We start from the raw sequence: 23,594 nt of genomic DNA on the forward strand, positions 1-23,594 counted from the left end.
TGCAGAAGCCATCTACAGGCGACATTCAAGACGGGTACAACTACCACCTAACAACAGATATTGGTAACCGTATCTCCATCCCGGTCGATGCATCGGTCTTTTTCTAGGTCAGCGATGCGCGGAAAACGTTTTTCAAAGTATGAGAAGCTTCCGGAAATTAGACACTAGAACCAATCCTGAGACATGCAGTTTCGAACCTGATTCAAAACAGTGGCACCGATGCGAAAAGATGATGAAACGAGTTCAAGGTTGGAAGTCCACCTCCCTAATACGTTCTCAATTGGACAAGTACATAGATATCTCTTCGAACGGAAGTCCTTCTTTGTCAGTTGACCTGCGATCAGTTTCTACAAACCCCAATCTCTTGTAGAATTCACAGGTGCGCGTATTGAGAGCATAGACGTCCAAGTTCAAGCCGCCCTTCAACTCAAGACCGTATGCGATTAACGCTTGGCCGACTCCCTTGCCCTGTGCTTCGGGAGAAACAAATATGCCGCCAACGAAGTTATTCATCAGGCCCATGAATCCAACGGGAGCCCCGTCAATGCATGCCACCCATGTTTCTGCTTGGGGTAGATATAGTTTCGAAATTAAAGACCGCTGTTCTTGAAGTTTGCCTTCCCCCAGAAAGTGATGGGCTACCCTCGAAGCTGAATACCAAATGTCGGTCAACACGGCGTTGTCTTCTGTGTCATAAGGGCGGATCGTGAGCGAACCATTCGTCATGATAGTTTCCAAAGTTGATGCCTTTCTTTGCACATAGAGGTAATTTCAGCCGTCGATAAAGCGGTTGAAGCCTCGAAGAATTGAATTGCTATCCGCTTATTGGGCAGTTTCCACCAGCAGAAGCCGAGAAACCGCTACCCCATGCAAGATCTAAATCCTATGGCAAAATAACTCAACCCAAACAGCCTCCGATAATCCCGGGGCGGTTCAAAGCGCATTCCTCAATGAGTTTGTCTATGAGGTGCTCAACACGTTTCGTTCTAAGTGATTTGGGACTAACAAGCGCAATAACGTCAGCGCTTGAAAGCGTGTAGTCTTCCATGACAAGCCTCAGTTTATTTTCCCTTAGTTCCCTTGTAATGCTCCATTCTGAGCGCATTACAATTCCCAGCCCCTGGCAGGCCCAAGCCTTGACCACCTCACCATCGTTGCTGGCAAAGGCCGGGCGAATTCGGATCGAGTGGCGAGAGCCCTTTTGGTCCTTGAAGCTCCACATTGTAACATCAGCCTGATCCTCGCGTATTACACCGCAAGCATGCTTGAGAAGCTCTTGAGGGTGACGTGGTTCTCCATGCGCTTTGAGGTAATCCGGTGTTGCACAAAGGAACCTCTTATTGGCTGTGAGTTTTCGTTGCACTAATGAAGAATCAGCGAGCTGGCCGATGTGGATGATTATATCCCAATTGTCGGATGCAGCAGCGCCGTAGGGGTCATCGCTCAACACGAGGTCTGGTGTTATGCTAGGAAACTCCAGGGCAAGTTTTCCGATGATTGGCGCGATGTGGATACGGCCAAAACCAAAGGGGGCGATGATACGAAGGGGGCCAGCTACGTCCCCGCGTAAACCCACAAGTTCATCGTTTAGGCGTGACAGATCAGTAAGAACCGTCTTGGCACGGCGAACAAGCCTGTCCCCTTCTGCAGTCAATACGACTGGGCCGCGACCCCTTTCAACCAAACGTAGACCGAGCCGAGCTTCGATCTGCGCCAAGCGTTGCGAAACTGCAGACGGCGTCACTTCTAATTCACGTGCCGCCGCAGCCAGTGATGGTGCCGCGGCCAAAGTTGTGAAGAACTTTAGATCGGGTGTTTCAAGCATTAAGTTCAACTTAATGCAAGATGCAGTTCATGTTAATAGAGGCTGACGAAAATTTCCGCTAAAAGTCTGACATTACGTAAAGGAGGCGCAATGTCATTCGCTGAAACCCAACTCAAGAATTTACAGACCCCTGCACTCGTTCTTGATGAAACCAAGATGATGCGGAACATCCAACGCCTTGCCAAACAGGTGGACGGCTTGGGTGTTTCTTTGCGCCCTCATTTAAAAACCGTGAAGTCTACAGAAATCTCGCGCCGTTTACTGACAGATGGTTCTGGTCCGGCCACAGTTTCGACACTCATTGAAGCCGAAGTTTTTGCGGAGGCGGGGGTCAAAGACATCATCTATGCCGTGGGGATCACGCCTCAGAAGCTCGACCGAGTAGCGGCCATTCGCTCTAAGGGCTGTGATCTCGCCGTCGTTCTCGACAGTGTCGCGCAAGCCCACGCCGTCGCAGATGCTTCTGCCCGTCTGGGGTTGGCCATTCCTGCGCTTATCGAGCTGGATTGCGACGGTCACCGTAGCGGGGTTGTTCCCGGAGACCCAGTCTTGCTTGAGATCGGTCGCGTGTTGCATGATGGGGCTTCAGAGCTTCGCGGTGTGCTCACCCATGCGGGTGAAAGCTACGAAATCCAAGGCCGCCATGGTCATGAGATTTTCGCCAAACAAGAACGTGATGCTGCCGTTCAGTCTGCCAATGCATTGCAAGATGCTGGCATGCCTTGCCCCGTCGTGAGCGTCGGATCTACTCCAACTGCACATTCTGCCAGAAAACTGGATGGTGTCACCGAAGTCCGCGCAGGCGTTTATGCGTTTTTCGATCTGGTTCAGGCTGGAATCGGTGTTTGCGATCTTGATGATATCGCACTTTCTGTCCTCACAACTGTTCTTGGTCACCAACACCAAAAAGGTTGGATCATCGTAGATGCAGGTTGGATGGCATTATCGCAAGACCGCGGCACGGCAAACCAACGCATCGATCAAGGCTATGGTGTCGTATGTGATGAAGCCGGACAGATGATCCCGGACTTAATTGTCATTAAAGCAAATCAGGAACATGGAATCATCGCGCGCAGGCCAGGCAGCGAAGGCAAGTTGCCCGCCCTCCCCCTGGGCACCCGACTTCGCATTTTGCCCAACCATGCCTGTGCCATGGCCGCACAATTCACTGAATACAACGTCATTCCCGCAGATCATGAGGCCGACTTATCTGTCTGGCCAAGGTTCGGCGGTTGGTAGGAGAAATAGCCATGCGTTACATCCCCGAAGAGGTTTCGGCTAAGCTCGCGTCCCATGAGATGGCTTATGATGCCGTTAAATCCGCTCTGATAGCCGCGAGCGACAGTGCCACGATTTTTCCTGTGGTTCTGGCACATGGGAGCGAACCCACCAATAGCTATGCTATCAAGTCTTCTGCTGTCGCTGAATTAGCAGGCCTCAAAGTCGGTTCCTATTGGCCTGGCAATGATGCGCTTGGCATACCCCGCCACAACTCGATCATTCTTTTGTTTGATCAAAGCTGCGGACGCATAAGGGCTGCGGTCGAGGCCGGAAAGCTCAACGCCTACCGTACAGCAGCATCCAATGCCGTCGCCGCCAATGCTCTTGCCCGCTCCGATGCCCAGACGCTTGCCGTGTTTGGTGCAGGTCATCAGGCCGAGTACGAGGTGAGAGCTCTTGCCCGTATCCGTGACCTGCAACGAGTTTTGGTGGTTACCAGAAACCCCGAGAAAGGCACGCAGTTCGTCTCTTCTCTCAATGAAGAAGGCATTGCCGCTGAATTGATGGAGGCTGAAGAGGCGTGCCGCGTGGCAGAGATTATCATCACCGTGACGCCAGCAAATGCGCCATTGTTCGACGCTGCATGGGTCCAACCAGGCACACATGTCGCTTCCATGGGATCAGATTCCAAAGGGAAACAAGAATTACCGCCCCAACTCTTTGATCGTGCCCGTTTATTCTGCGATCTGCCCGCTCAATCGAGGCAGATCGGTGAGTTTCAACATGCCAGGGATGCGGCAGAGCTGACGGCGATTGGTGAAGTTCTGTCGGGTTTGAAGACAGGCCGATCCGGCGACGATGACATTACTGTATTCGACAGCTCTGGCCTATCTGTCCAGGACCTTTATGTAGCGCAAACCATCCTTGATCTGCTGGACGCTTAGATGAAGGAACTTCGGATCATTGCCACAGGTGGCACAATCGACAAGGTTCATGACACACGAACCGAGGCTTTGAGCTTTAGGAGCAACAGCGAAAGTCACCTCTCTCAAATGCTGAAGATTGGTCGCTGCTACTTTCCAGTCGTTGAAGTTCTCATGTTGAAGGACAGCCTTGATTTTGACGATGCAGATCGAGAGGCGATCCTTCAGACCGCTTCCAACAGCGCTGAAAACGCTTTGATTATCACGCATGGAACAGGGACAATGGACGTGACAGCCCAGTTTCTGGATGGTCAGATTCCAGACAAAACCGTTGTCTTGACAGGCGCAATGCGACCGTTTTCACTTTCGGCATCAGATGGAGATTTCAATCTCGGCAGCGCGGTTATCGCAGCTCAGCTTCTGGAGTCGGGCGTTTGGGGCGTTATGAATGGTCGCGTTTTCCCGGCGGGTGCGCTGAGGAAAAATACAGCGCTAGGTCGCTTCGACGACTGACCTCATTTCTTAGATGAGATTACCGCTGCCGCTACAAAAAGATCACAGCATCGCGGAGCCGACGGAAAACATTCGGTCAAGTTATGAGCGGGATTTTCGTAACCCCGACACGCATCTATTGAGGTAGTTCCGCATATCTTAAACTGACTCCCATTCGCGCCAGAATGGAGTAATCGTTTCAGTTCATCAACGCTACGCTTGCACCGTACTCAATGAAAGTTCCACTGTCGGCGGACGTTTATTCATATCGCAGTATCCGTAATTCTGGGTTCAGCACTGACCATCGCCGCGTAGCTGACGGGCAACTGCTTCGAGACGGCGAACGGCCGGACCATTCGCCAAGCTAGCCCAGATGTCGATACGCTCAGCGATGCTCAGGGCATATTCAAGTTCGACGCCAAGGTAGCGCACTGTGCTGTCGACCTTTGTGTGACCAAGCAGCAGTTGGACCGCGCGGAGGTTGCCGGTCTTTCGGTAGATTTCCGCTGCCTTTGTCCGACGGAGCGAATGGGTGCCATATCCACTTGGCTCTAACCCAATCGCCGTGACCCAATCACGAACAAGCCGTCCATACTGGCGAGGCGAGATATGTGGGCGGTCATGGAAGCGGCTCGGGAACATAAACCGACACGCGAGCATCTCGGGTGATTTTATCCAGGCCAAGACGGTTTCACGCGTGTTTTCCGTCAGTTCAAACTGGACCGGCCGCTTGATCTTGCTCTGGATCACCGACACGCGTTCACGAACGCGGTCATCTTTGACAAGGTCTGAAACAGCCAGTTTGACCAGATCACAGCCACGCAGCTTGCTGTCGATGGCGACGTTAAACAAGGCCAGATCGCGTAGATAACCCGCCAGTTCGAGCCGCGCTCGGATCGCCCGGACCTGTTTTGGCAACAGGGGCCGCTTCTGACCAATAATGCGTCCTTTGTTCCAGGCTTTGCGCTTTGGGGTGACTGCAGGAAGTTGGACTCTTGGCATGATATGCCCTCAGATCCTCCCTCCATACCCAATCATCAGCACCGCGCTGACAGGACAACCCTACAATCTGAAGGAATGGCAGGTGTCAGAGGCGCACAACGTCGGACGTTGCCGCACAAGCATAGGGCCGCTCTGAGCCCAGTTTGACGGATGCTGCACTGTGAACGAGTGTCCGCTCCTTTGCATTCGACGTCGCCGGAAAACCGCGATATTCAACCCTTATGTTAATCGAAGAAAAAATGCTGGCTGCATTCAGAGGAGAAGACGGTCTCTGCCGATTGAAGCCAGAACGCGGTGGTCCGTATAAGTACGCGGACTATCCGAAACTTCTGGCCGAACTGCATGAATCAGCGAGGCGGCCAAACTTGATGCGGGATGGCACTCTCAAAACCGTATTCACGTGGGACTACTTCGAAGAGTTGTCCGACCGGGTGGATCACGGCATCGTCGCGATGCTGGCGTTCACGAACCTTGTGCCGGTGCTGCCTATCACAAGGACCTGGATGGCATTCCAACATCAAGCCGCCGGATACGCATGCCGCCAAACAACCTTCATCGGCACCGTGATTGAACCCAAACCCGCAATCAAATCGGCATTTCTCGAAGTCGCACGATCCAACTATTACGCCTGCAGAGGTTGGTTCGAAGACGCTGATACCAATCCAAAGCTAACAGAGAGCTACATGGCCACCATCCACGCACTCGGTTTGTCCTGCGGCGAACAAGCGCGCGCGGAGCTCTGTGAGAGCATCTATCCTGTAGACGTAACTGAAACCTCTATGGGCATCTGCTTCGAGGAAGTTGGGGATTTGATCTACCTAACCGAGGATGAGTACGCAAAACCGCTGATCCTGTTTTTGTCGGCGAACTCAGACTGACCTGCGATCAACATCTGAATTATTTCACCAAAATCGACCGATTTTGGCACTCTCGATTTCCCTAAGCAGCCATTCGCGCAGCCGTAGCGAAGGGCCGCAAGGTCCGCACACCCGACATTCAGCATATACGGCCCCCGAAGGTCTCTCGCGAAACTCGGCTTGAAATAGCCGCGCCATCACAAAGGGGACTTGCACCTCCACAGCCCACCGGCCCGCCCCTCTGACCGCTACCGCGCGGCGGCGGTCTTCGATGTGCCGACCAGCTTGATCGAGCGGCGCCAGAACCGGATCATCAGGAACACCCCCGCCGCCGTCAGACCCAGCACCAGCCCCAGCCAGACCCCAAGCCCGCCCATCTCGAAGGTAAAGCCGAGGAGATAAGAGGCCGGGATCCCAACCGCCCAATAGCTGAGCGCCGCAATCACCATCGGCACGCCGGTATCCTGCACTCCGCGCAGTAACCCCAGCGCGATCACCTGCATCCCGTCCATCAGCTGAAACAACGCCGCCGCCGCCAACAGCACGCTGCCGATCAGCACGATTTCGGCCCGGTCCGGGTCATCCGGCGACAGGAACAGCGAAATCAGCGCCTCAGGCACCGCCAAAAACAGGATCATCCCCAGCACCGACAGCCCCAGCGACATCGCCATCACCACCCGCGCGCCCCGCGCCATGTGGTCCCGGTCGCCGCGGCCAAAGGCATTGCCCGCCCGGATTGTCGCCGCATTGGACAGCCCCAGATGCATCATGAACGCCAGCCCGCCCAGCGACAGCGCAATGCCATGCGCGCCCAGCGCCACGGTGCCAAGCCAGCCCATCATCATCGCAGAGGCGGCAAACAGGCTGGTCTCGCTCAGGTTGGTCAGACCAATTGGCAGCCCCAGACGCAGCACCCGGCTCAGCATCTCCCAGTCGGGACGCTGGAAATTCTTCAACAGCTCATGCTCGGGCAGCGCCTTCAGCGCGTAGAATAGTACGAAGATACAGGCAAAAACATTGGTCGCCAGCGAGGCCAGCGCCGCCCCGGTCACCCCCAGTTCCGGCGCCCCCCAATTGCCAAAGATCAGCGCGTAATTGATCAGCGCGTTCAGCATCGCCGCCAGAACGGATACCCAAAGCACGATCTGCGTCCGCTCCAGCGCCGCAAGATAGCTCTTCAGCACCATATAGAGCAGTGCCGGAAACAGCGCCCAGCCCGCAATCCGCAGATACTCCGCCGCGCCATGGGCCACCTCCGCCTCCTGCCCCAGCAGCAGCAGGATCGGCTCCGACCACCACAACAGCGGCATCACCAACAGGCCATAGGCCAGCGACAGCCACAGCGCCATGCGGGTGCTTCGGCGGATCTGGCGTTCCTCACCGGCGCCTGCGGCAGCGGCCACCATTGGCATCACCGCAAAGGCGAAGCCGGAGCCCAGCAGAAAGATCGTGAAGAAATAGGTCGACCCCAGCGTCACCGCCGCCAACGCCTCCACCCCGTACCACCCGAGCATCACCGTATCGGTCAGGCCGATGGCAAACTGCGCCACATGGCCGCCGATCAACGGCAGCCCCAACACCGCGATCGCGCGGCTGTGGCCAAGGAGGGTATTCGGGGCGGGCGGGGGTATTCTCTGTGTCATACCCCAGCCTTAGGCATCGACCGGCACAACGGCAAGCCTGATCTTACCGCTGGTTGTTGTCGCCCCCTCGCTCTCAGCCGGTCCGGGATTGCAGGTTTTCCAATGCGCGCGCACTGCAGCACCTGTGTTAGGCTTCTCTCAAAGCCAGCCCACCACGAGGAGCCTTCGCATGTCCGATATCACACGCCAGCTGATCCCCGACGCACGGGCCTTTCTCACAGAGCTGTCAGAGACCAACACACGGGAGTGGTTCCAGTCCCAAAAGGCGCGCTACGAGGCGGAGTTGCGCCACCCGGCTGAGGCGCTTTTGCAAGAGGTCGCGGACTATCTGCGCCCGCATCATCCCGGCCTTCAGGGCAAGATCTTCCGCCCCCAGCGCGATCTGCGCTTTTCCAAGGACAAAACCCCATATCACACCCATCTGCATCTGCTCTGGCAGCTGCCACAGCATCCCGGGTGCGGGGTGTTCTTTGGCATTGATCCCGATGGCGCACGCATAGGTGGGGGCATCATGGCGCTGAAAGGCGCCACGCTCAGCCGCTGGCGCGATACGGTTGCGGGGCAGCCGCTGACGCGGGCCTATCCCACCGCCGGGCTGGCGCAGGTCGCCGGGCATCCCAACCCACGCGACAGTGGCTTTGCCGATGAGCTGGCGGCCCTGATGGATATCCTCGCGCTCAAGGGGTTTCAGCCCAAGGCACCGGAGTTGAAACGCGTGCCCGCTCCGCATGGGCAGAGCCATCCCCATGCCGATCTGCTGCGGCGCAAGTCACTGACGCTCTGGCGCGCGGTTGATCCCGTGCCCCCGCCCGATCCCGTGGCAGCAGTCTGCAGCGCCGCCCTTGTGCTGGCGCCGCTGTTTACGCTGCTGCAGCCGATCCTTGCCGATCCTGTTGCGGCCTAGCCCGATCTGACGCGGTGCATGCCCGCCGACCAGACGCAATCAGCTGTGACCCCAGTCCTCCGGGTTCTCGCTGTTGTTGGGGCTGAGCCCCAGCACGTCGCCTCTGGTCGAACAGCCCAGCCCCAGCACCGTGCGGTTGGCGTAGGAAAAATAAGCAGTGACCTGATTGATCTCCAGAATCTGCCCGTCATCCAGTCCCGCCGCGCGCAGGGCGTTGATATCCGCTTCAATCACAGCTGCAGGCGCCTCGGTCAGTTTGCGCGCATAGACCATGCCTGCCCGCTCTGCGCTCTCCAGCGGCGCCAGCTGCGGGTTGCGCGCCTCAATCGCGGCGCGAATGGCCTCCCCACGTGGCGCGTCCCGCAACAGCCGCTGCAGCCCGGCAAAGTGATGCTCAACGCAGTAGGCGCAGTCATTCAGCGACGACACCCAGACGCCCAGCACCTCCAGATACCATTTCGGCAGGCTGTTGCCGCTGTGATGCAGAACCGCCTTATAAAGCGCCATATGCCCTTCCATCGACTGCGGGCGCAGGCTGTGCATCATCATGATGTTATCGACATTGCCGCCCGGTCCGGTCACCCGGTCGTACAGCGTCTTCAGCTTGCCCGTTGCTGCGTCAAACGGAATGGTCTTGATCCAGGCCATGAGGCTCTCCCTGATTGTCTGGCGCGCAGAGTTGCGGCTGCCCTGCGCGATGGAAGCAAAAAACCAGTGATCCCCCCGCCGATGTCTCTGGCGGCTGAACCCTAGACCCGCGCGGCCTCCCGTGCGACTGCGGCAATGGCAGCATCCACATCCGCCGCGCGGCTGCGGTGGTTGGTGATGGCCGCGCGCAGCATCACCCGCCCGTCCATCCGCGTGGTGGAGAACACCGCCTCGCCGCTTTCCTGCAGGGTCTGGGCAATATCCGCGTTCACCTGCGACTGTGCCGCCACCGGCAAATCGCTGCGCGCCGTAAAGACGCAGATATTGGACACCACAGGCGCGCCAAGCGCCATCAGCGGCTGCGCCTCGACTGCGGCGGCCATCGCTGCCGTCAACTCGCAATTGCCAGTGATCGCTTGCGCAAACGCCGCCTCGCCATAGGTCTCCAGCGCGGTCCAGACCTTCAGCGCACGATTGCCACGGCTGAGGTCAATGCCGTAGTCGCAGAACCACGGCTCACCGCCTGCCAGCCCGCGCTCCGCCCCTTCCAGATAGGATGGCCGCGCTGCAAAGGCCGCCCTATGTTCGTCCTCATTGCGCAGCAGCGCCATGCCGCAGTCATAGCCGACATACATCCATTTGTGGAAATCCAGCGCAATACTGTCGGCCCGCCCAATCCCGTCGGACAAGGACCGCCAAGGCGCGTGCGCAATCCGCGTCCAGGCACCGAAAGCCCCGTCCACATGCAGCCACAGCCCCAGATCCGCCGCCGCATCGGCCAGCGCGTTCAGATCATCAAACAGCCCCAGATCCACCGACCCCGCCGTGCCCACCGCCAAAAACGGCAGCGCCCCTGCGGCCTTGTCCTCTGCCACCATCCGGGCCAGGGCCGCACAGTCCATCTGGCCATCAACCAAAGGCACCTTACGCAGATTGTCCGAGCCGATGCCCAGCAGCTCTACCGCCTTCAGCGTTGCATTGTGCACGCCCGCACCGGCATAGGCCGTCAGCCGCAAAGCCCCCTGCCCCTCTTTGCGCAGATCCGGCAGCACCCGCAGCCGCGCCGCCTGAAAGGCAATCACCGTCGCCTGTGAGGTGCCGGTCACCAGAATGCCGCTGGCCCCCTCCGGCATCCCCATTTTGCGGCGGGTCCAGTCCACCACAGCGCGCTCCATATAGTTCGCGCCATGATCGCGCCCGCCCATATTGGCATTGACCGCCGCCGTCGCCAGCGAACTGATCAGATCCGTGGCCAGCCCCGAGCCCTGCACCCAGCCCCAGAACCGCGGATGAATATTGCCGCCGTGATAGGGCAGCACATCTGCGATGATCCGGTCCACTGTCTGCTGCGGCCCCTGCGCCTCGGCCCTGATGGCATAACGCGCGTCAATGTCGTCGGGCACGGGCTGCCAAGGGCGTTCCGCCGCCTGTTGCATCTGATCCAGCGCCGCCTCCAGCATCCGCTGCGCCACCGCCCGAAACGCCGTCCAATCCTGCGTTTTGATCCCAGTCTCAGCCACCTGCGTTCTCCTCCTGCCTGCCTCTGGCCTGAGGTGTAGCCCGCAAGCCCCGGCACCGCACGGAGAATATCGCCGCAGGCTGAATACGGGAACTTATCATCGAAGGGCTGGTCACTCGGCGCCCTGCCGCGGCAGGGCCGCCTTATCCACAGCCCCTTGCGTGCCTCTTCCACCCGGCCCCAACACCTGCCATAATAGCCTTAACCAAAACCAAGCAAGAGCAGCCCCGCATATGGCCGACGACCTCCTCAGCACGCCTGCATCCGACACCTATGACGCCTCCTCAATTGAGGTCCTGGAAGGCCTCGAACCGGTCCGCCAGCGCCCCGGTATGTATATCGGCGGCACGGATGAGCGCGCGCTGCACCATATGGTCGCCGAAATCCTCGACAACTCCATGGATGAGGCGGTCGCCGGCCACGCCAACCGGATCGAGGTGACGCTGCACGCCGATTACGCCGTCACCATCTCCGACAATGGCCGCGGCATCCCGATCGACCCGCACCCCAAGTTCCCGGACAAATCCGCGCTTGAGGTGATCCTCTGCACCCTGCACGCGGGCGGCAAATTCTCCGGCAAGGCCTATCAGACCTCCGGCGGTCTGCACGGCGTCGGCTCCTCCGTGGTGAACGCGCTGTCAGATTCCATGGTGGTGCAGGTCGCCAAGAACAAAGAGCTGTTCGAACAGCGTTTCTCGCGCGGCATCCCCCAGGGTCCGGTGGAAAAAATCGGCGCCGCCCCGAACAAGCGCGGCACCTTCGTGACTTTCCACGCGGATGAGCAGATCTTCGGCTCCCACCGCTTCAAGCCCAAGCGCCTGTTTACCCTCGTGCGTTCCAAGGCCTATCTGTTCTCCGGCGTCGAAATCCGGTGGAAATCGGAAATCGACGACAATGAGACCCCGACCGAGGCCACCTTCCACTTCCCCGGCGGCCTTAAGGATTATCTGACCGAGGTGCTCGGCAAATCCTCTGTCTACGCCGACCAGCCCTTTGCCGGTAAGGTTGAGTTCCGCGAGAAATTCAACGCGCCGGGCTATGTCGAATGGGCGATCAACTGGACCCCGTCGCGCGATGGCTTCACCCAGTCCTATTGTAACACCGTCCCCACGCCGGAGGGCGGCACCCATGTTGCCGGTTTCTGGTCCGCCATCCTCAAGGGGATCAAGGCCTACGGCGAGCTGGTCGGCAACAAGAAGGCAGGCCAGATCACCCGCGACGACCTGATGGCGGGCGGTTGCGCGCTGGTCTCCTGCTTTATCGCCGACCCGGCTTTTGTGGGCCAGACCAAGGACCGCCTGTCGACCGAAATCGCCGCCAAAATGGTCGAAAACTCGGTCCGCGACCATTTCGATAACTGGCTGGCCGCCGACACCAAATCGGCCGGCGCCATCCTCGACTTTCTTGTGCTGCGGGCTGAGGAACGCCTGCGCCGCAAGCAGGAGAAAGAGACCCAGCGCAAATCGGCCACCAAAAAGCTGCGCCTGCCCGGCAAGCTGACCGACTGCACGTCAAAAGACCGCGTCGGCACCGAATTGTTCATCGTCGAGGGCGACTCCGCCGGCGGCTCCGGCAAGGGGGCGCGCAACCGGGTCAATCAGGCGCTGTTGCCGCTCAAGGGTAAGATCCTGAACGTGCTGGGGGCCGCCTCCAACAAGATCGGCACCAACGCCGAAATCCGCGACCTCTGCGAGGCGCTTGGCGTCGGCACCGGCACCAAGTTCAACCTCGACGATCTGCGCTATGACAAGATCATCATCATGACCGATGCGGACGTCGACGGCGCCCATATCGCCTCGTTGCTGATGACCTTCTTCTTCACGCAGATGCGGCCCCTGATTGACGGCGGCCACCTCTATCTGGCCTGCCCGCCGCTGTTCCGCCTGACCCAAGGTGCGCGCCGCGTCTACTGCCTCGACGAGGCCGAGCGTGACCTCTGGCTGGAAAAGGGTCTGGGCGGCAAAGGCAAGATTGACGTGAGCCGCTTCAAGGGTCTTGGCGAAATGGACGCCAAGGATCTGAAAGAGACCACAATGGACCCCACCACCCGCAAGCTGATCCGCGTCACCATTGACGAGGACGAACCGGGCGAGACCAGCGAGCTGGTCGAACAGCTGATGGGCAAGAAACCCGAGCTTCGCTACCAGTATATTCAGGAGAACGCGAAGTTCGTGGAGGAGCTGGATGTTTGAGGGATTCTCCCCTCAAACATTAATCTCGCTACAGATCAAATCCACCCAATTTTCATTGTACGTATATACTTTGAATGTGGGGTTATAGTAACAATAGTCTAGATTCGTTTCTTCTGGATTATCGGCATCACCATTCGGCCTGACTTGGTGCTTCTTCCATTGCTGGGTGTGTTTGTGAGACGTAAACACTTTCCCCGTCTTTTCTTCAACTAGAGCCACAACTTCCATTGGTTTGAAAGGATGGGTAACTGCCGACGGTTTATGCTTGACCAGAACATTGGAAATGTCCACGCCTTCCGCTGAGGAAGGTGCAATAAACTTGTAGACAGCCTCCGACTTGGAGCTCGCGACCGTCATATATATAACCGAAAAACGAAACTCCAAATCGTTCTTTTCCGCCTCGGTCATTCCACTTAGGATTTCCGCGTTTACGGAATCGATTGCAGGGGGGAGTCCTGTATTGGCCATTTCGGTTGCCTGACCGATATTCAAGCCAGAGAATTGCAGCGAAAGAGACATTTCTCTGGCTAATGCAAGGTCTTCTCCAAAGATTTTGGTCAACCAAGTATCGTAGTTGGTACAACACGCTTGGAATATTCCAAACCAACTTGGGTCTTCCCCTCCTAACACTCTGTGTTCTACCTGATCTCTGAGTGCAATCATCGCCCTGAGATTGTTTTTAACTCCCTCAGGGAAAGGGCATTCATTCATCCTAATAAAATCTGCCAACGATATAGCCTTACCATTCCCCCTTTCAGTCGGAAGATCATTTTTCTCTGCGAATTCAAGCGCCAGATACGTCCACGCGACAATAGTCAACATCGAAAAATTCTCTGCCCGAAAACGGAGCGACGGGTTGTTGAATACCGAAACCGCTAACTTCATTGCCTCTCTTGATTTAACGAGACGTTCATCGACGTACGGGCTTAGACCTGTTTGAAGGTCGAAAGACTTCTTGAAATGTAGATAGTCATCAAGTTGCTCTTCTGTCGCGGCTGTTTGTTTATCGTCTGATTTCACATCAGATATTCGCCCAGGATTTACTGTCGCAGGGCGACATTGATTAATAAATGCTAGAATATCTTGATTGCGCCACTTCTTTTCAAACAACAGCTTTACAATTTTTTTCTCAAGTCTGTTAAGGCCACCCGTTGCGCCGTGCTGAATTGAAACCATATCCGAATACCCTAGGGTGTTAATCTCGCCAAACACTCAACCCAATACACACTGATCGGTCAAGCCTCTTGCAAACCAGCCAACTTGCTCAACCCTTTACTTCGCCGCACCCCAAGGCCCGCGCCTGACCTTGGGGAGGCGTGAAGCGCCTCTGGCATGACGGGAAGGTCAGGCGCGGGCCGTGCCGCTGGGCGCCACGTCCCAGGTGGCATTCTGCCAACGCCGCTCCATGATTTGCACGGTTAGGTGCGAAGGGCTCCACCCGCCCACGCCTCAAACAGTCCCCCCGTTGCGCCAGCCCCCGGACCACCGCACGCCGCCCCCACCTTCGCTTAAACCCGATCTGCCAGACTGATCCGGTCGCGACATCCGGGGCGGTCTGACACCCTGCCTCACCACCTGGAGATCGGACGCCACGGCCACCAACCGAGGCGGTTCGCAGATATCTCGCGAAGATGGGCAACCCCCATCCCACCCTCCGCCTTTGGCCCCAGTGGACACATTGGGCCCTTGGCGGCGCCGCCTGCTCTTTGCTGCCCACAGCAACCAGCCGCTCCCACCACGCGGGTGACATCACAATCAGGACATCCCCCGCCGCGCCTCTGGGCATCACCGGCCGCGCGGTGATAGCGCTTGCCTGCAAGGCGCTGGTCTTTCTACACTTCCCCAGAGCCAGCCCACCCCGGACCCACCCGCAGGAGCCGCCGCCATGATGACCATTGCCGACAATCAGCTGCTGCTGATCCTCCTGTGTTTCGGCGCAGGCAGCCTCGGCACCGCGCTGCTGTTTCGCCATCCAGCAGGACACCGGGTCTGGCGGCTGGCGGATCTGGGCTGGGTGGTTCTGGGCGGTATCGGCGCGCTGGTCGCTGTGCTGGCGGGCATCTACAAGGCCGACACCGGGCGGCTGGAACGGCAGATCGACATCGCCTATGCCGCCACCGCCTCTTTTGACCGCGACGCCGCGCGCTTTCGCCTGCGGTTCTGCGATCCGGCCTATGACAGCGATATCGCAACCCTATGTGATAAGATCGAGTTTCTCTCCGCCTCCACCGCGGGCAATGCCGAACTGCCGCTGTTCATCGCTGTGACTGATCAGGTGACCCCGCTGCAGGGGCTGCAGCTGATCTTTGGCCGCGCCGAAAACACCAGCGAGATGATGGAGATGGCCGCCAAGGCGGATGCGTTCGATCCCGCCGCCTTCACCGTTTTTACCGCGCTGGATGCTTCGACCAAGGATGCCGTCGACAGCCTGCGCCGCAAGGTACCGACCATTGCCGGCGATTTTCTGATCCTGGCCCGCGCCTATGATGCGCTGATTGAGCAGATCACCCAGCTCAAGAGCGAATGGGAATATCTTCAGGATAATGCTCATATTCTGGTCCTGCAGATCCTCGCGCTCTGCATGGTGGCCTTTGCCGCGCCGTTCCGGCTGGGCAAATCGGTGGTGGATCTGCGCTAAGTCCTGGCCTTATCAAAAACTGCCTAACTGGCCATTTCGACAAGGTCACATTACCCGTTAGGCTAACCGCAACAGACCTGTCCTGATTTGCGAGCCCAGCCATGCGCGATAACGCCCCTGCCGATAGCCCGACCCCCCAGCTGCCCAGCGTCTGCCCGCTGGATTGCCCCGACACCTGCAGCCTCAGCGTCAGTGTCACGGATGGTGAGATCACCGCCGTGCGCGGATCACGCGCCAACCCGCTGACCGATGCTGTGATCTGCAACAAGGTGGTGCGCAGTTTTGCAGGCTTTGTGCATGGTCCCAACCGGCTGACCCAGCCGCTGCGCCGCAGTGGCCCGCGCGGCAGCGGCAGCTATGAGCCGATCAGCTGGGAGGAGGCGCTGGACCTGATCCACGCCGGGTTTACGCGCGCAATCACCGCCCACGGCCCGCAATCGGTGCTGCCCTTCAACTACGCAGGCCCCCATGGCGAACTGGCCGGCGGGTCGATGGACCGGCGGTTTTTCTACCACATGGGCGCAACCCGGCTGAACCGGGGGCCGCTCTGCGGCGGAGTGCGCGGCGGCGCCTATGAGAGCCTGTTCGGTGCCGCCCCCGGCATGCCGCCACAACAGGTGCTGCATTCCGATCTGGTGCTGGTCTGGGGCAACAATGTCACCGTCTCCAACCTGCATATGGCGCCACTGCTGAAGGACGCCCGCGCCAAGGGCGCACGGCTGGTGGTGATCGACCCCAAACGCACCAAGATCGCCGAACAATGCGACCTGCATCTGCAACCGGTGCCGGGCACCGATGTGGTGCTGGCGATGGCACTGGCGGCTGAGCTGGAGCGGCGCGGCACGTTGGACCATGAGTTTATCGCCCAATGGACCACGGGATCCGAACAATACCTGGAGGCCGCCCGCAGCTATACCCCCTATCAGGTGGCCGAGGTCTGCGGCATCCCGCTGGCGCAGTTCCACCAGCTCGCCGATTGGATCACGCAGGCCCGCTGCATGTCCACCTCGCTTGGAAACGGGATCGAACGCGGACGCTCCGGCGGCTCCGGCCTGCGTGCGGCTATGGCGCTACAGGCGCTGACCGGTCATCACGGGCGGCTGGGTGCCGGGGTGCTGGCCAAACCCGGCCTTGCGGCTCCGAAAACGCCAGACCGCTTACAGGCCAGTCACCTGATTGACCCAGACACCCGTATCTTCAACATCGTTGATGTGGCGCGCAAACTGTTGGACCAGAACATGCGCATCCCGGTGAAGGCGGTGATGATCTACAACCACAACCCCATCGCCACCCACCCCGATCAGGCCCGCCTGATCGAGGCGCTCAGTCAGGAAGAGGTCTTTATCGCGGGCTGCGATGTGGCGATGACCGATTCCATGCGGATGTGCGATGTGATCCTGCCTGCCGCCAGCCATTTTGAATATGACGATGTCTATGGTGCCTATGGCCAGAACTTCATCCAGCGTGCCGCCCCGGTGATCCCACTGGTGGGCGACAGCCTGCCCAATACCGAGATTTTCCGCCGTCTGGCAGCGCGATTTGGCTATGATGATCCGATGTTTCAGGCCAGCGATGCGGAACTGATGGATCAGGCGCTGGACGGCAATCATCCGCAGCTTCAGGGCCACCGCCCCAGTGAGATCCCGCTGGACCGGGCGCTGGAAATCACCGCCGCCGAGGGCACGGCATCGATCCTCTGTGATACGATTGCGCCGGCGACCAGATCGGGCAAGATTGAGCTGTTCAGCGAGGACTACGAGACCCGCTACGGCTTTGGCGTGCCGCGCTATGATCCGGTGCCGCGCAGCGCCCCCTTTGTGCTGATCACGCCGTCTTCGGCAAAACGCACCAATGCCACCTTTGGTGATCAGCCACCCTCAGATGGGGCCGAACTGGTCGAAATGCACCCAAAAGATGCCGCCAGTCGCAACCTCACCGACGGCGCATTGCTGGAGGTGTTCAACGCCCAAGCCACCGTCACCCTGCGGCTGAAAATCAGCGATGCCACCCGTCCCGGCGTGCTCTACAGCCCCAAGGGCACCTGGCGCGCCAGCAGTGCCACGGGCCTGACCGTGAATGCGCTGATCCCCGCCGATATCCGCACCGATACCGAGGATGGCGCCTGCTATAACGAGACCTTCGTGGACCTGCGCCCCGCCGCCAGCTGATCGGCGGTCAAAGCCCGCGAAACGGGTTCCCACCCCGGCGCAACTTGTCCTAGGGTGGGGCCATGATCGCGCGTCTCGGCCTCCTCATCACCTGTCTTGCCCTGCTGTCCTGCGGACGCCCACTGTCCGAAGGCGAACAGCAGTTTCTGACCCGCATCCACGGACCGGAACTGGATATGGATCGCCTGCGCATCGTCAAAGGCGCGCCGCTCTCTCAGGTCACATTTCGCCGCAAGCCACGCCCCCGCGTAACCTGCCGCGAACGTATCCTGCCGCCGGTAAAGGAGGAAATTGTCACCTCCTCCCCTGCAGCATTGGCGCTGTTCAACCGCATCTTTTTCGTGCGCGACTGGTATATCGACGATTACATGCCCGCCTATCCCGAGCGGCTCTATCTGGTAGAGGCGATGCTGTTGGCCCATGAGGCGACCCATGTCTGGCAATGGCAGCAACGCGCCAAGACCGGCTATCACCCGCTGCGCGCCGCCGCCGAACACCGCGCGACGGATGATCCCTATCTGTTTGATCTGAAAGGCTACGACCGCTTTATCGACTTTGCCTATGAACAGCAGGGCGCAATTGTCGAAGAATACGTCTGCTGCCGTGCGCTGGATCCAACCGGCGCGCGCACCAAGCGGCTGCATGGAATGCTGAAGGGCGCAATGCCCGTCTCCGACCTGCCACAAAGCCGCGAGAGCGATGTCTACCTGCCGTGGAAAGATGTCGATGTGACGGGTATCTGCGCCTGAGCCGCGCCAGTCACATCCCGGCGTGGAGCTGACCGCCCTCCAACCGCACCACCCGGTCCATCCGCTGCGCCAGCTCCAGATTATGGGTGGCAATCAGCGCTGCCATACCGGTGGCCGCCACCAGCTCCATCAGCGCGGCGAAGACCTGATCAGCCGTGCCGGGATCGAGGTTACCGGTCGGCTCATCCGCCAGAAGCAGACGCGGCCCATTGGCCAGCGCCCGGCAAAATGCCACCCGCTGCTGCTCGCCGCCCGACATCGCCGCAGGGCGATGCCCGGCGCGGTCCTTCAGACCCACCCGTGCCAACAGATCCTGCGCCCGCGCCTCTGCCTTGGCCTGAGGAATGCCATTGGCCAGCTGCGGCAGCACGATGTTTTCCAGTGCAGTGAATTCCGCCAGCAGGTGATGGAACTGATAGACAAACCCCACATCCTGCCGCCGCACCGCCGTGCGCCGCCGCTCGGATTTGCCGGTCAGATCCTGCCCGCCAATCCGCACGGTGCCGCGATCGGGCGTGTCCAGCAGGCCAGCCGTATGCAGCAGCGTGGATTTGCCTGCGCCAGAGGGCGCCACCAGCGCCACGATCTCGCCCGGTTTCACCGTCAGATCAATGCCGGTCAGCACATCCACCTGCGTCGGCAGGCCATGGTTGTAGGATTTGCCGACCTGGCTCAGCTGCAGTACGGCAGATTGCGCGCCTGCCTGCGCCTCAGAATTATTCATAGCGCAGCGCCTCCACCGGGTTCATCCGCGCCGCGCGCCGTGCCGGGAAAATGGTGATAACAAAGGACAAGGTCAGCGACAGCGCCACTGCCGACAGCACATCCGCCAGCCGCAGCTCGGCGGGCAGCGCATAGATGCCCCGGATCGCCGGATCCCAGACCCCGCCCCCCATCACATAGTTCACAAAGGAAAAAATCGGATCAATGTAGATCGCGAATAGGCAGCCAAGGATCACGCCCAACAGGGTACCCACAACGCCAGTACAGGCCCCGCAGAGGAAAAACACCCGCATCACCGACCCCTCACTCAGGCCAATGGTGCGCAGGATGCCAATGTCGCGGCCCTTGTTCTTGACCAGCATAATCAGGCCGGAGACGATATTCATCGTGGCAATCAACACCAGGATCGACAGAATGATGAACATCACATTGTCCTCGACCTCCAGCGCGCGCAGGAACCCGCCAGAGGCATCGCGCCAGGTCCAGACCCCGATGCCCGAGGCAACCTCATCCCCGGCCTGCAATAGCGGCAGCACCATGCGATCGACGGTTTCGGGATCCTCCACCATCACCTCAATCTCATCGGCGAAGCCTTCGCGATTGAAATAGCTCTGCGCCTCGGCAAAGGGCATATAGAGCCGGGTCCGGTCGATGTCATAGCGCCCGGCGGTGAAGATATAGACCACCTCATAGGCGTTGACGCGCGGGCTGGTGCCAAAGGCGGTTTTCACCCCGTTGGGCGAGATCAGCTTGATCCGGTCGCCGACGCTGACACCCAGCTCGCGGGCCACGCCGGAGCCCAGCGCCACGCCCTCGTCAAACCGCGACAGGTCACCAATCGCCGCCTCGCTCTGGGCAATCCCCGGCAAGGTGGCGATATTGGCGGCCGAGATGCCAAAGACCTCAACCCCGGCGCTGCGCTGGCGCAGGCTCGCCATCACCTGCCCTTTGATCAGCGGCGCGGTGCGGATCACACCGGGCACCGCTGCGGCGGCTTCGGCCAGGGCGTCATACTCTGTCAGTTTGCGGTCAATCTGGCCCTGTTCGGTCACAGTGCCATGTGAATAGAGCGTCACATGCGCATTGGCCCCAAGAATGGTGCCGACAAATTCCGACCGGAACCCGGTGCGCACCGCCAATGTGGCGATCAGTGCAAACACCGCCAGCGCAATGCCGATGAGGCTGATCCAGGTCATCACGCTGACGCCCCCTTCGGCGCGGCGCGCCCGCAGATAGCGCCAGGCAATCAGCCATTCAAAACGGGAAAAAGGGAGTGGTGTGGCCATAATGATCCTGCCGGGCAAAGTTCAGCGCAACCTGTGCTGCCTGAGCTCCGGGGTCAAGATCTGCTTGCACATCCGGCAGCTTTCCCCGCTACCTCCAGATGAAAACGGCCCGCATCCCAAAAAAATAGGGGTGCGGGCCGCTTGTACCGTTTTTGCGATGTCAGCTTAGCCTCAGAACCCGCGACCGGTCTGGTGGTTGGCGTAGATTTCCACGATCTTCTGCACTGCCGCCTCGGGCGAGAGTTCCTCGCTTTCGCCGCTGCGGCGCGAGGTGAGTTCGACCACGCCGTTTTTCAGACCACGCGGGCCGACGGTGATGCGCCAAGGCAAACCGATCAGGTCCATAGTGGCGAATTTGCCGCCTGCGCGTTCCTTGCGATCATCATAGAGCGGCTCCAGCCCGGCAGCCGTCAGCGCCTCATAAAGGCTCTCACAGGCGGCGTCCGCTTCTGCGTCGCCCTGCTTGAGGTTCACGATCCCGCAGTGGAACGGCGTCACACCTTCGGGCCAGATGATGCCCTTGTCGTCATGGCTTGCTTCAATGATCGCGCCCAGCAGACGGGAAACACCAATGCCGTGCGAGCCCATATGGACCGGCGACTGCTTGCCATCCGGGCCCTGCACATTGGCACCAAGTGCTTCGGAGTATTTGGTACCAAAGTAGAAAATCTGGCCAACCTCGATCCCGCGCGCCACGCGGCGACGCTCTTCCGGCACCCCATTGAACAGCGCCTCGTCATGGGTCTCGTCGGTGCGGGCATATTTGGAGGTAAACTCCTCAAGCACGCCCTGACACTGCTCAACACTGTCATAGTCAATTGCGCGATCGCCAAAGGTCAGATCGGTAACGGCGCTATCGTAGAACACCTCGCTCTCACCGGTGTCGGCCAGAACCAGGAACTCATGGGTATAATCGCCGCCAATAGGTCCGCCGTCAGCCCGCATCGGGATCGCCTGCAACCCCATACGCTCGTATGAGCGCAGATAGCTGACCAGATGACGATTGTAGGCGTGCAGCGCGTCCTCTTTGGTCAGGTCGAAGTTATAGCCATCCTTCATGTAGAATTCGCGGCCCCGCATCACGCCGAAACGCGGGCGGATCTCATCGCGGAATTTCCACTGGATGTGGTAGAGCGTCAGCGGCAGATCTTTGTAGCTGCCGACATGGCTGCGGAAAATATCGGTGATCAGCTCTTCATTGGTGGGACCATAGAGCATGTCACGGCCATGGCGATCAGAGATCCGCAGCATTTCCTGACCGTAATCATCATAGCGACCGGATTCTTTCCACAGATCCGCCGATTGCAGCGTCGGCATCAGCATCGGGATATGGCCCGCGCGCATCTGCTCTTCGTGGACAATGGTTTCGATCTTCTTCAGCACCTTGAAGCCCAAGGGCAGCCAGGAATAGATCCCGGCGGCGGATTGTTTGATCATGCCGGCCCGCAACATATAGCGGTGGCTGACGATCTGGGCCTCGGAGGGGTTCTCTTTGAGAACAGGCAGGAAATAGCGGGACAGGCGCATGGCGGTCTCATTTATCAATCTGGGTTCTCAAGCGGTCTAAGCCATCGGCGCGTCTTGGGCAATCGCGCTTTGTCGTCTGAGCTTTGGCAGCCTACAGCAAAGGGCCACAACAACGGGCCACATCAACGGGTTGCATCAGCGCGGCGCATCGGCGAAGACTTGGATCGAACACGCGCCGCAGGCTCGGGCTGACAGCAAGGACGCAACAATGGCTCTTCCCGCACAGAAACAGATGAAATACTGGGGCATTGCGGCGGTTGTTATCGCGGTTGTGCTCTGGGCGCTTGGCGATGTGCTGCTGCCCTTCGTGCTGGGTGCGGCGATTGCCTATCTGATTGACCCGATTGCCGACCGGCTGGAGGCGATGGGCCTCAGCCGGACTGCCGCCACCGCGGTGATCACCGTTTTTGCAGTACTGCTGTTTGCCATCATTCTGTTGGTGGTGGTGCCAACATTGATCTACCAGATGCTGGATCTCGCCAAGGTGCTGCCGGAGGCCTTCAAGAACCTGCGGGACTTTGTACAGCAGCAGGCACCATCCCTGTTTGACGAGGGCAGCCGCGCGCAACAGACCATCGTGTCCATTGCCCAGACCCTGCAAAGCAAGGCCATCGGCGTGCTGGAAGGCGTTGTCGGCTCGGCTGTGTCGCTGGTCAATGTGCTGATCCTGTTTGTGATCGTCCCGGTTGTGGCGGTCTATCTGCTGTTGGACTGGGACCGGATGGTCGCCCGCATTGATGAGCTGCTGCCACGCGACCATGCCCCCACCATCCGCGAACTGGCCGCGCGCATTGACAAGGTGCTGGCCTCCTTCATCCGTGGCATGGGCACCGTCTGTCTGATCCTTGGCACCTATTACGCCGTTGCCCTGATGCTGGTCGGGCTGAACTTTGGTCTGGCCGTTGGCTTTATCGCTGGTCTTGTCACCTTCATTCCCTATCTGGGTGCCCTGATCGGCGGCGCATTGGCTATTGGTCTGGCGCTGTTTCAGTTCTGGGGTGACTGGTGGTCGATCGGCATGGTGGCCGGCGTCTTTGCCATTGGTCAGGTGATTGAGGGCAATTTGCTCACCCCCAAACTGGTGGGCAATTCAGTCGGGCTGCATCCGGTCTGGTTGCTGCTGGCCTTGTCGGTCTTTGGCGCGTTGTTTGGCTTTGTCGGCATGTTGATTGCGGTGCCCGTTGCCGCCGCACTTGGGGTGATTGCACGTTTCCTTGTTGAGCAGTATCTGGACAGTCGCCTCTATCAGGGCAAAGCCTTTCACGACGCGGACTGAA

At 59.3% G+C, this 23,594-nt stretch carries 20 protein-coding genes; 10 read left to right on the plus strand and 10 right to left on the minus strand.

What is annotated here, in order from left to right; translation table 11 throughout:
• Positions 1–276: 276 nt before the first annotated feature.
• Positions 277–726 carry a GNAT family N-acetyltransferase gene (locus tag J4721_RS07745; protein ID WP_102854914.1) on the minus strand — a complete coding sequence of 150 codons (450 nt, stop codon included), beginning with the start codon at positions 724–726 and terminating at the stop codon, positions 277–279.
• A gap of 172 nt (positions 727–898) precedes the next feature.
• Complete coding sequence (locus J4721_RS07750) at positions 899–1,825, minus strand: LysR substrate-binding domain-containing protein (RefSeq protein ID WP_211002492.1); 927 nt, start codon at positions 1,823–1,825, stop codon at positions 899–901.
• 90 nt (positions 1,826–1,915) lie between these two features.
• Between J4721_RS07750 and J4721_RS07755 the strand changes: the two genes are divergently transcribed.
• From J4721_RS07755 to J4721_RS07765, 3 genes are read left to right on the plus strand one after another with little or no spacing between them, the layout of a single operon-like run.
• On the plus strand, positions 1,916–3,064 hold the full coding sequence (locus J4721_RS07755) for a DSD1 family PLP-dependent enzyme (protein WP_211002352.1): 1,149 nt from the start codon (positions 1,916–1,918) through the stop codon (positions 3,062–3,064).
• An 11-nt stretch (positions 3,065–3,075) separates the two neighbouring features.
• Complete coding sequence (locus J4721_RS07760) at positions 3,076–3,990, plus strand: ornithine cyclodeaminase family protein (RefSeq protein ID WP_014875131.1); 915 nt, start codon at positions 3,076–3,078, stop codon at positions 3,988–3,990.
• A complete protein-coding gene (locus J4721_RS07765) occupies positions 3,991–4,482 on the plus strand; it encodes an asparaginase domain-containing protein (protein WP_044040752.1) in 492 nt (163 codons plus the stop codon). It abuts the gene before it with no gap.
• Positions 4,483–4,752: 270 nt separating this feature from the next.
• Here the strand turns inward: J4721_RS07765 and J4721_RS07770 are convergent, their stop codons facing one another.
• Positions 4,753–5,463 carry a tyrosine-type recombinase/integrase gene (locus tag J4721_RS07770; RefSeq protein WP_247655940.1) on the minus strand — a complete coding sequence of 237 codons (711 nt, stop codon included), beginning with the start codon at positions 5,461–5,463 and terminating at the stop codon, positions 4,753–4,755.
• A gap of 221 nt (positions 5,464–5,684) precedes the next feature.
• Here J4721_RS07770 and J4721_RS07775 point away from each other — a divergent pair, with 221 nt between their 5' ends.
• Complete coding sequence (locus J4721_RS07775; protein ID WP_211002351.1) at positions 5,685–6,341, plus strand: hypothetical protein; 657 nt, start codon at positions 5,685–5,687, stop codon at positions 6,339–6,341.
• Between the two features lie 227 nt (positions 6,342–6,568).
• On the opposite strand, the gene J4721_RS07780 is transcribed toward J4721_RS07775, so the two are convergent.
• Entirely contained in the window at positions 6,569–7,963 is a 1,395-nt protein-coding gene (locus tag J4721_RS07780; RefSeq protein ID WP_014875134.1) for an MATE family efflux transporter, read from the minus strand.
• A 169-nt stretch (positions 7,964–8,132) separates the two neighbouring features.
• On the opposite strand from J4721_RS07780, the gene J4721_RS07785 reads away from it, so the two are divergent.
• A complete protein-coding gene (locus J4721_RS07785) occupies positions 8,133–8,867 on the plus strand; it encodes a DUF2461 domain-containing protein (RefSeq protein WP_211002350.1) in 735 nt (244 codons plus the stop codon).
• A gap of 39 nt (positions 8,868–8,906) precedes the next feature.
• Here J4721_RS07785 and J4721_RS07790 read toward each other — a convergent pair whose 3' ends face one another.
• Positions 8,907–9,515: a peroxidase-related enzyme gene (locus J4721_RS07790; RefSeq protein WP_014880444.1), complete on the minus strand. Its 609-nt coding sequence runs from the start codon at positions 9,513–9,515 to the stop codon at positions 8,907–8,909.
• A gap of 101 nt (positions 9,516–9,616) precedes the next feature.
• Positions 9,617–11,035 (minus strand): pyridoxal-dependent decarboxylase, encoded by a 1,419-nt coding sequence (locus J4721_RS07795; protein ID WP_211002349.1) that lies wholly within the window; start codon positions 11,033–11,035, stop codon positions 9,617–9,619.
• A gap of 232 nt (positions 11,036–11,267) precedes the next feature.
• Between J4721_RS07795 and parE the strand changes: the two genes are divergently transcribed.
• A complete protein-coding gene (gene parE, locus J4721_RS07800) occupies positions 11,268–13,226 on the plus strand; it encodes a DNA topoisomerase IV subunit B (protein ID WP_211002348.1) in 1,959 nt (652 codons plus the stop codon).
• A 12-nt stretch (positions 13,227–13,238) separates the two neighbouring features.
• Here parE and J4721_RS07805 read toward each other — a convergent pair whose 3' ends face one another.
• A complete protein-coding gene (locus J4721_RS07805) occupies positions 13,239–14,402 on the minus strand; it encodes a DUF3644 domain-containing protein (protein WP_211003474.1) in 1,164 nt (387 codons plus the stop codon).
• Positions 14,403–15,111: 709 nt separating this feature from the next.
• On the opposite strand from J4721_RS07805, the gene J4721_RS07810 reads away from it, so the two are divergent.
• From J4721_RS07810 to J4721_RS07820, 3 genes are all read left to right on the plus strand, one after another.
• The gene (locus J4721_RS07810) at positions 15,112–15,864 is read left to right on the plus strand and encodes a hypothetical protein (protein WP_102876875.1); all 753 of its coding nucleotides are present in this window, start codon (positions 15,112–15,114) and stop codon (positions 15,862–15,864) included.
• A 101-nt stretch (positions 15,865–15,965) separates the two neighbouring features.
• A complete protein-coding gene (locus tag J4721_RS07815; RefSeq protein ID WP_211002346.1) occupies positions 15,966–18,032 on the plus strand; it encodes a molybdopterin-dependent oxidoreductase in 2,067 nt (688 codons plus the stop codon).
• Between the two features lie 62 nt (positions 18,033–18,094).
• On the plus strand, positions 18,095–18,781 hold the full coding sequence (locus J4721_RS07820) for a hypothetical protein (RefSeq protein WP_211002345.1): 687 nt from the start codon (positions 18,095–18,097) through the stop codon (positions 18,779–18,781).
• 10 nt (positions 18,782–18,791) lie between these two features.
• Here the strand turns inward: J4721_RS07820 and J4721_RS07825 are convergent, their stop codons facing one another.
• The 3 genes from J4721_RS07825 to proS all read right to left on the minus strand — a co-directional run bounded on the left by J4721_RS07825 (position 18,792) and on the right by proS (position 22,317).
• On the minus strand, positions 18,792–19,505 hold the full coding sequence (locus J4721_RS07825; protein WP_211002344.1) for an ABC transporter ATP-binding protein: 714 nt from the start codon (positions 19,503–19,505) through the stop codon (positions 18,792–18,794).
• Positions 19,498–20,790 (minus strand): lipoprotein-releasing ABC transporter permease subunit, encoded by a 1,293-nt coding sequence (locus tag J4721_RS07830; RefSeq protein WP_014875144.1) that lies wholly within the window; start codon positions 20,788–20,790, stop codon positions 19,498–19,500. Before J4721_RS07830 ends, J4721_RS07825 begins: the two co-directional genes overlap by 8 nt.
• A 171-nt stretch (positions 20,791–20,961) precedes the next feature.
• Complete coding sequence (proS, locus tag J4721_RS07835) at positions 20,962–22,317, minus strand: proline--tRNA ligase (protein ID WP_211002343.1); 1,356 nt, start codon at positions 22,315–22,317, stop codon at positions 20,962–20,964.
• Between the two features lie 208 nt (positions 22,318–22,525).
• On the opposite strand from proS, the gene J4721_RS07840 reads away from it, so the two are divergent.
• Complete coding sequence (locus tag J4721_RS07840) at positions 22,526–23,593, plus strand: AI-2E family transporter (RefSeq protein WP_014875146.1); 1,068 nt, start codon at positions 22,526–22,528, stop codon at positions 23,591–23,593.
• Position 23,594 lies beyond the last annotated feature (1 nt).

The sequence above is a fragment of the Phaeobacter sp. HS011 genome, assembly GCF_018101215.1.
Classification (GTDB): Bacteria; Pseudomonadota; Alphaproteobacteria; order Rhodobacterales; family Rhodobacteraceae; genus Phaeobacter; species Phaeobacter inhibens.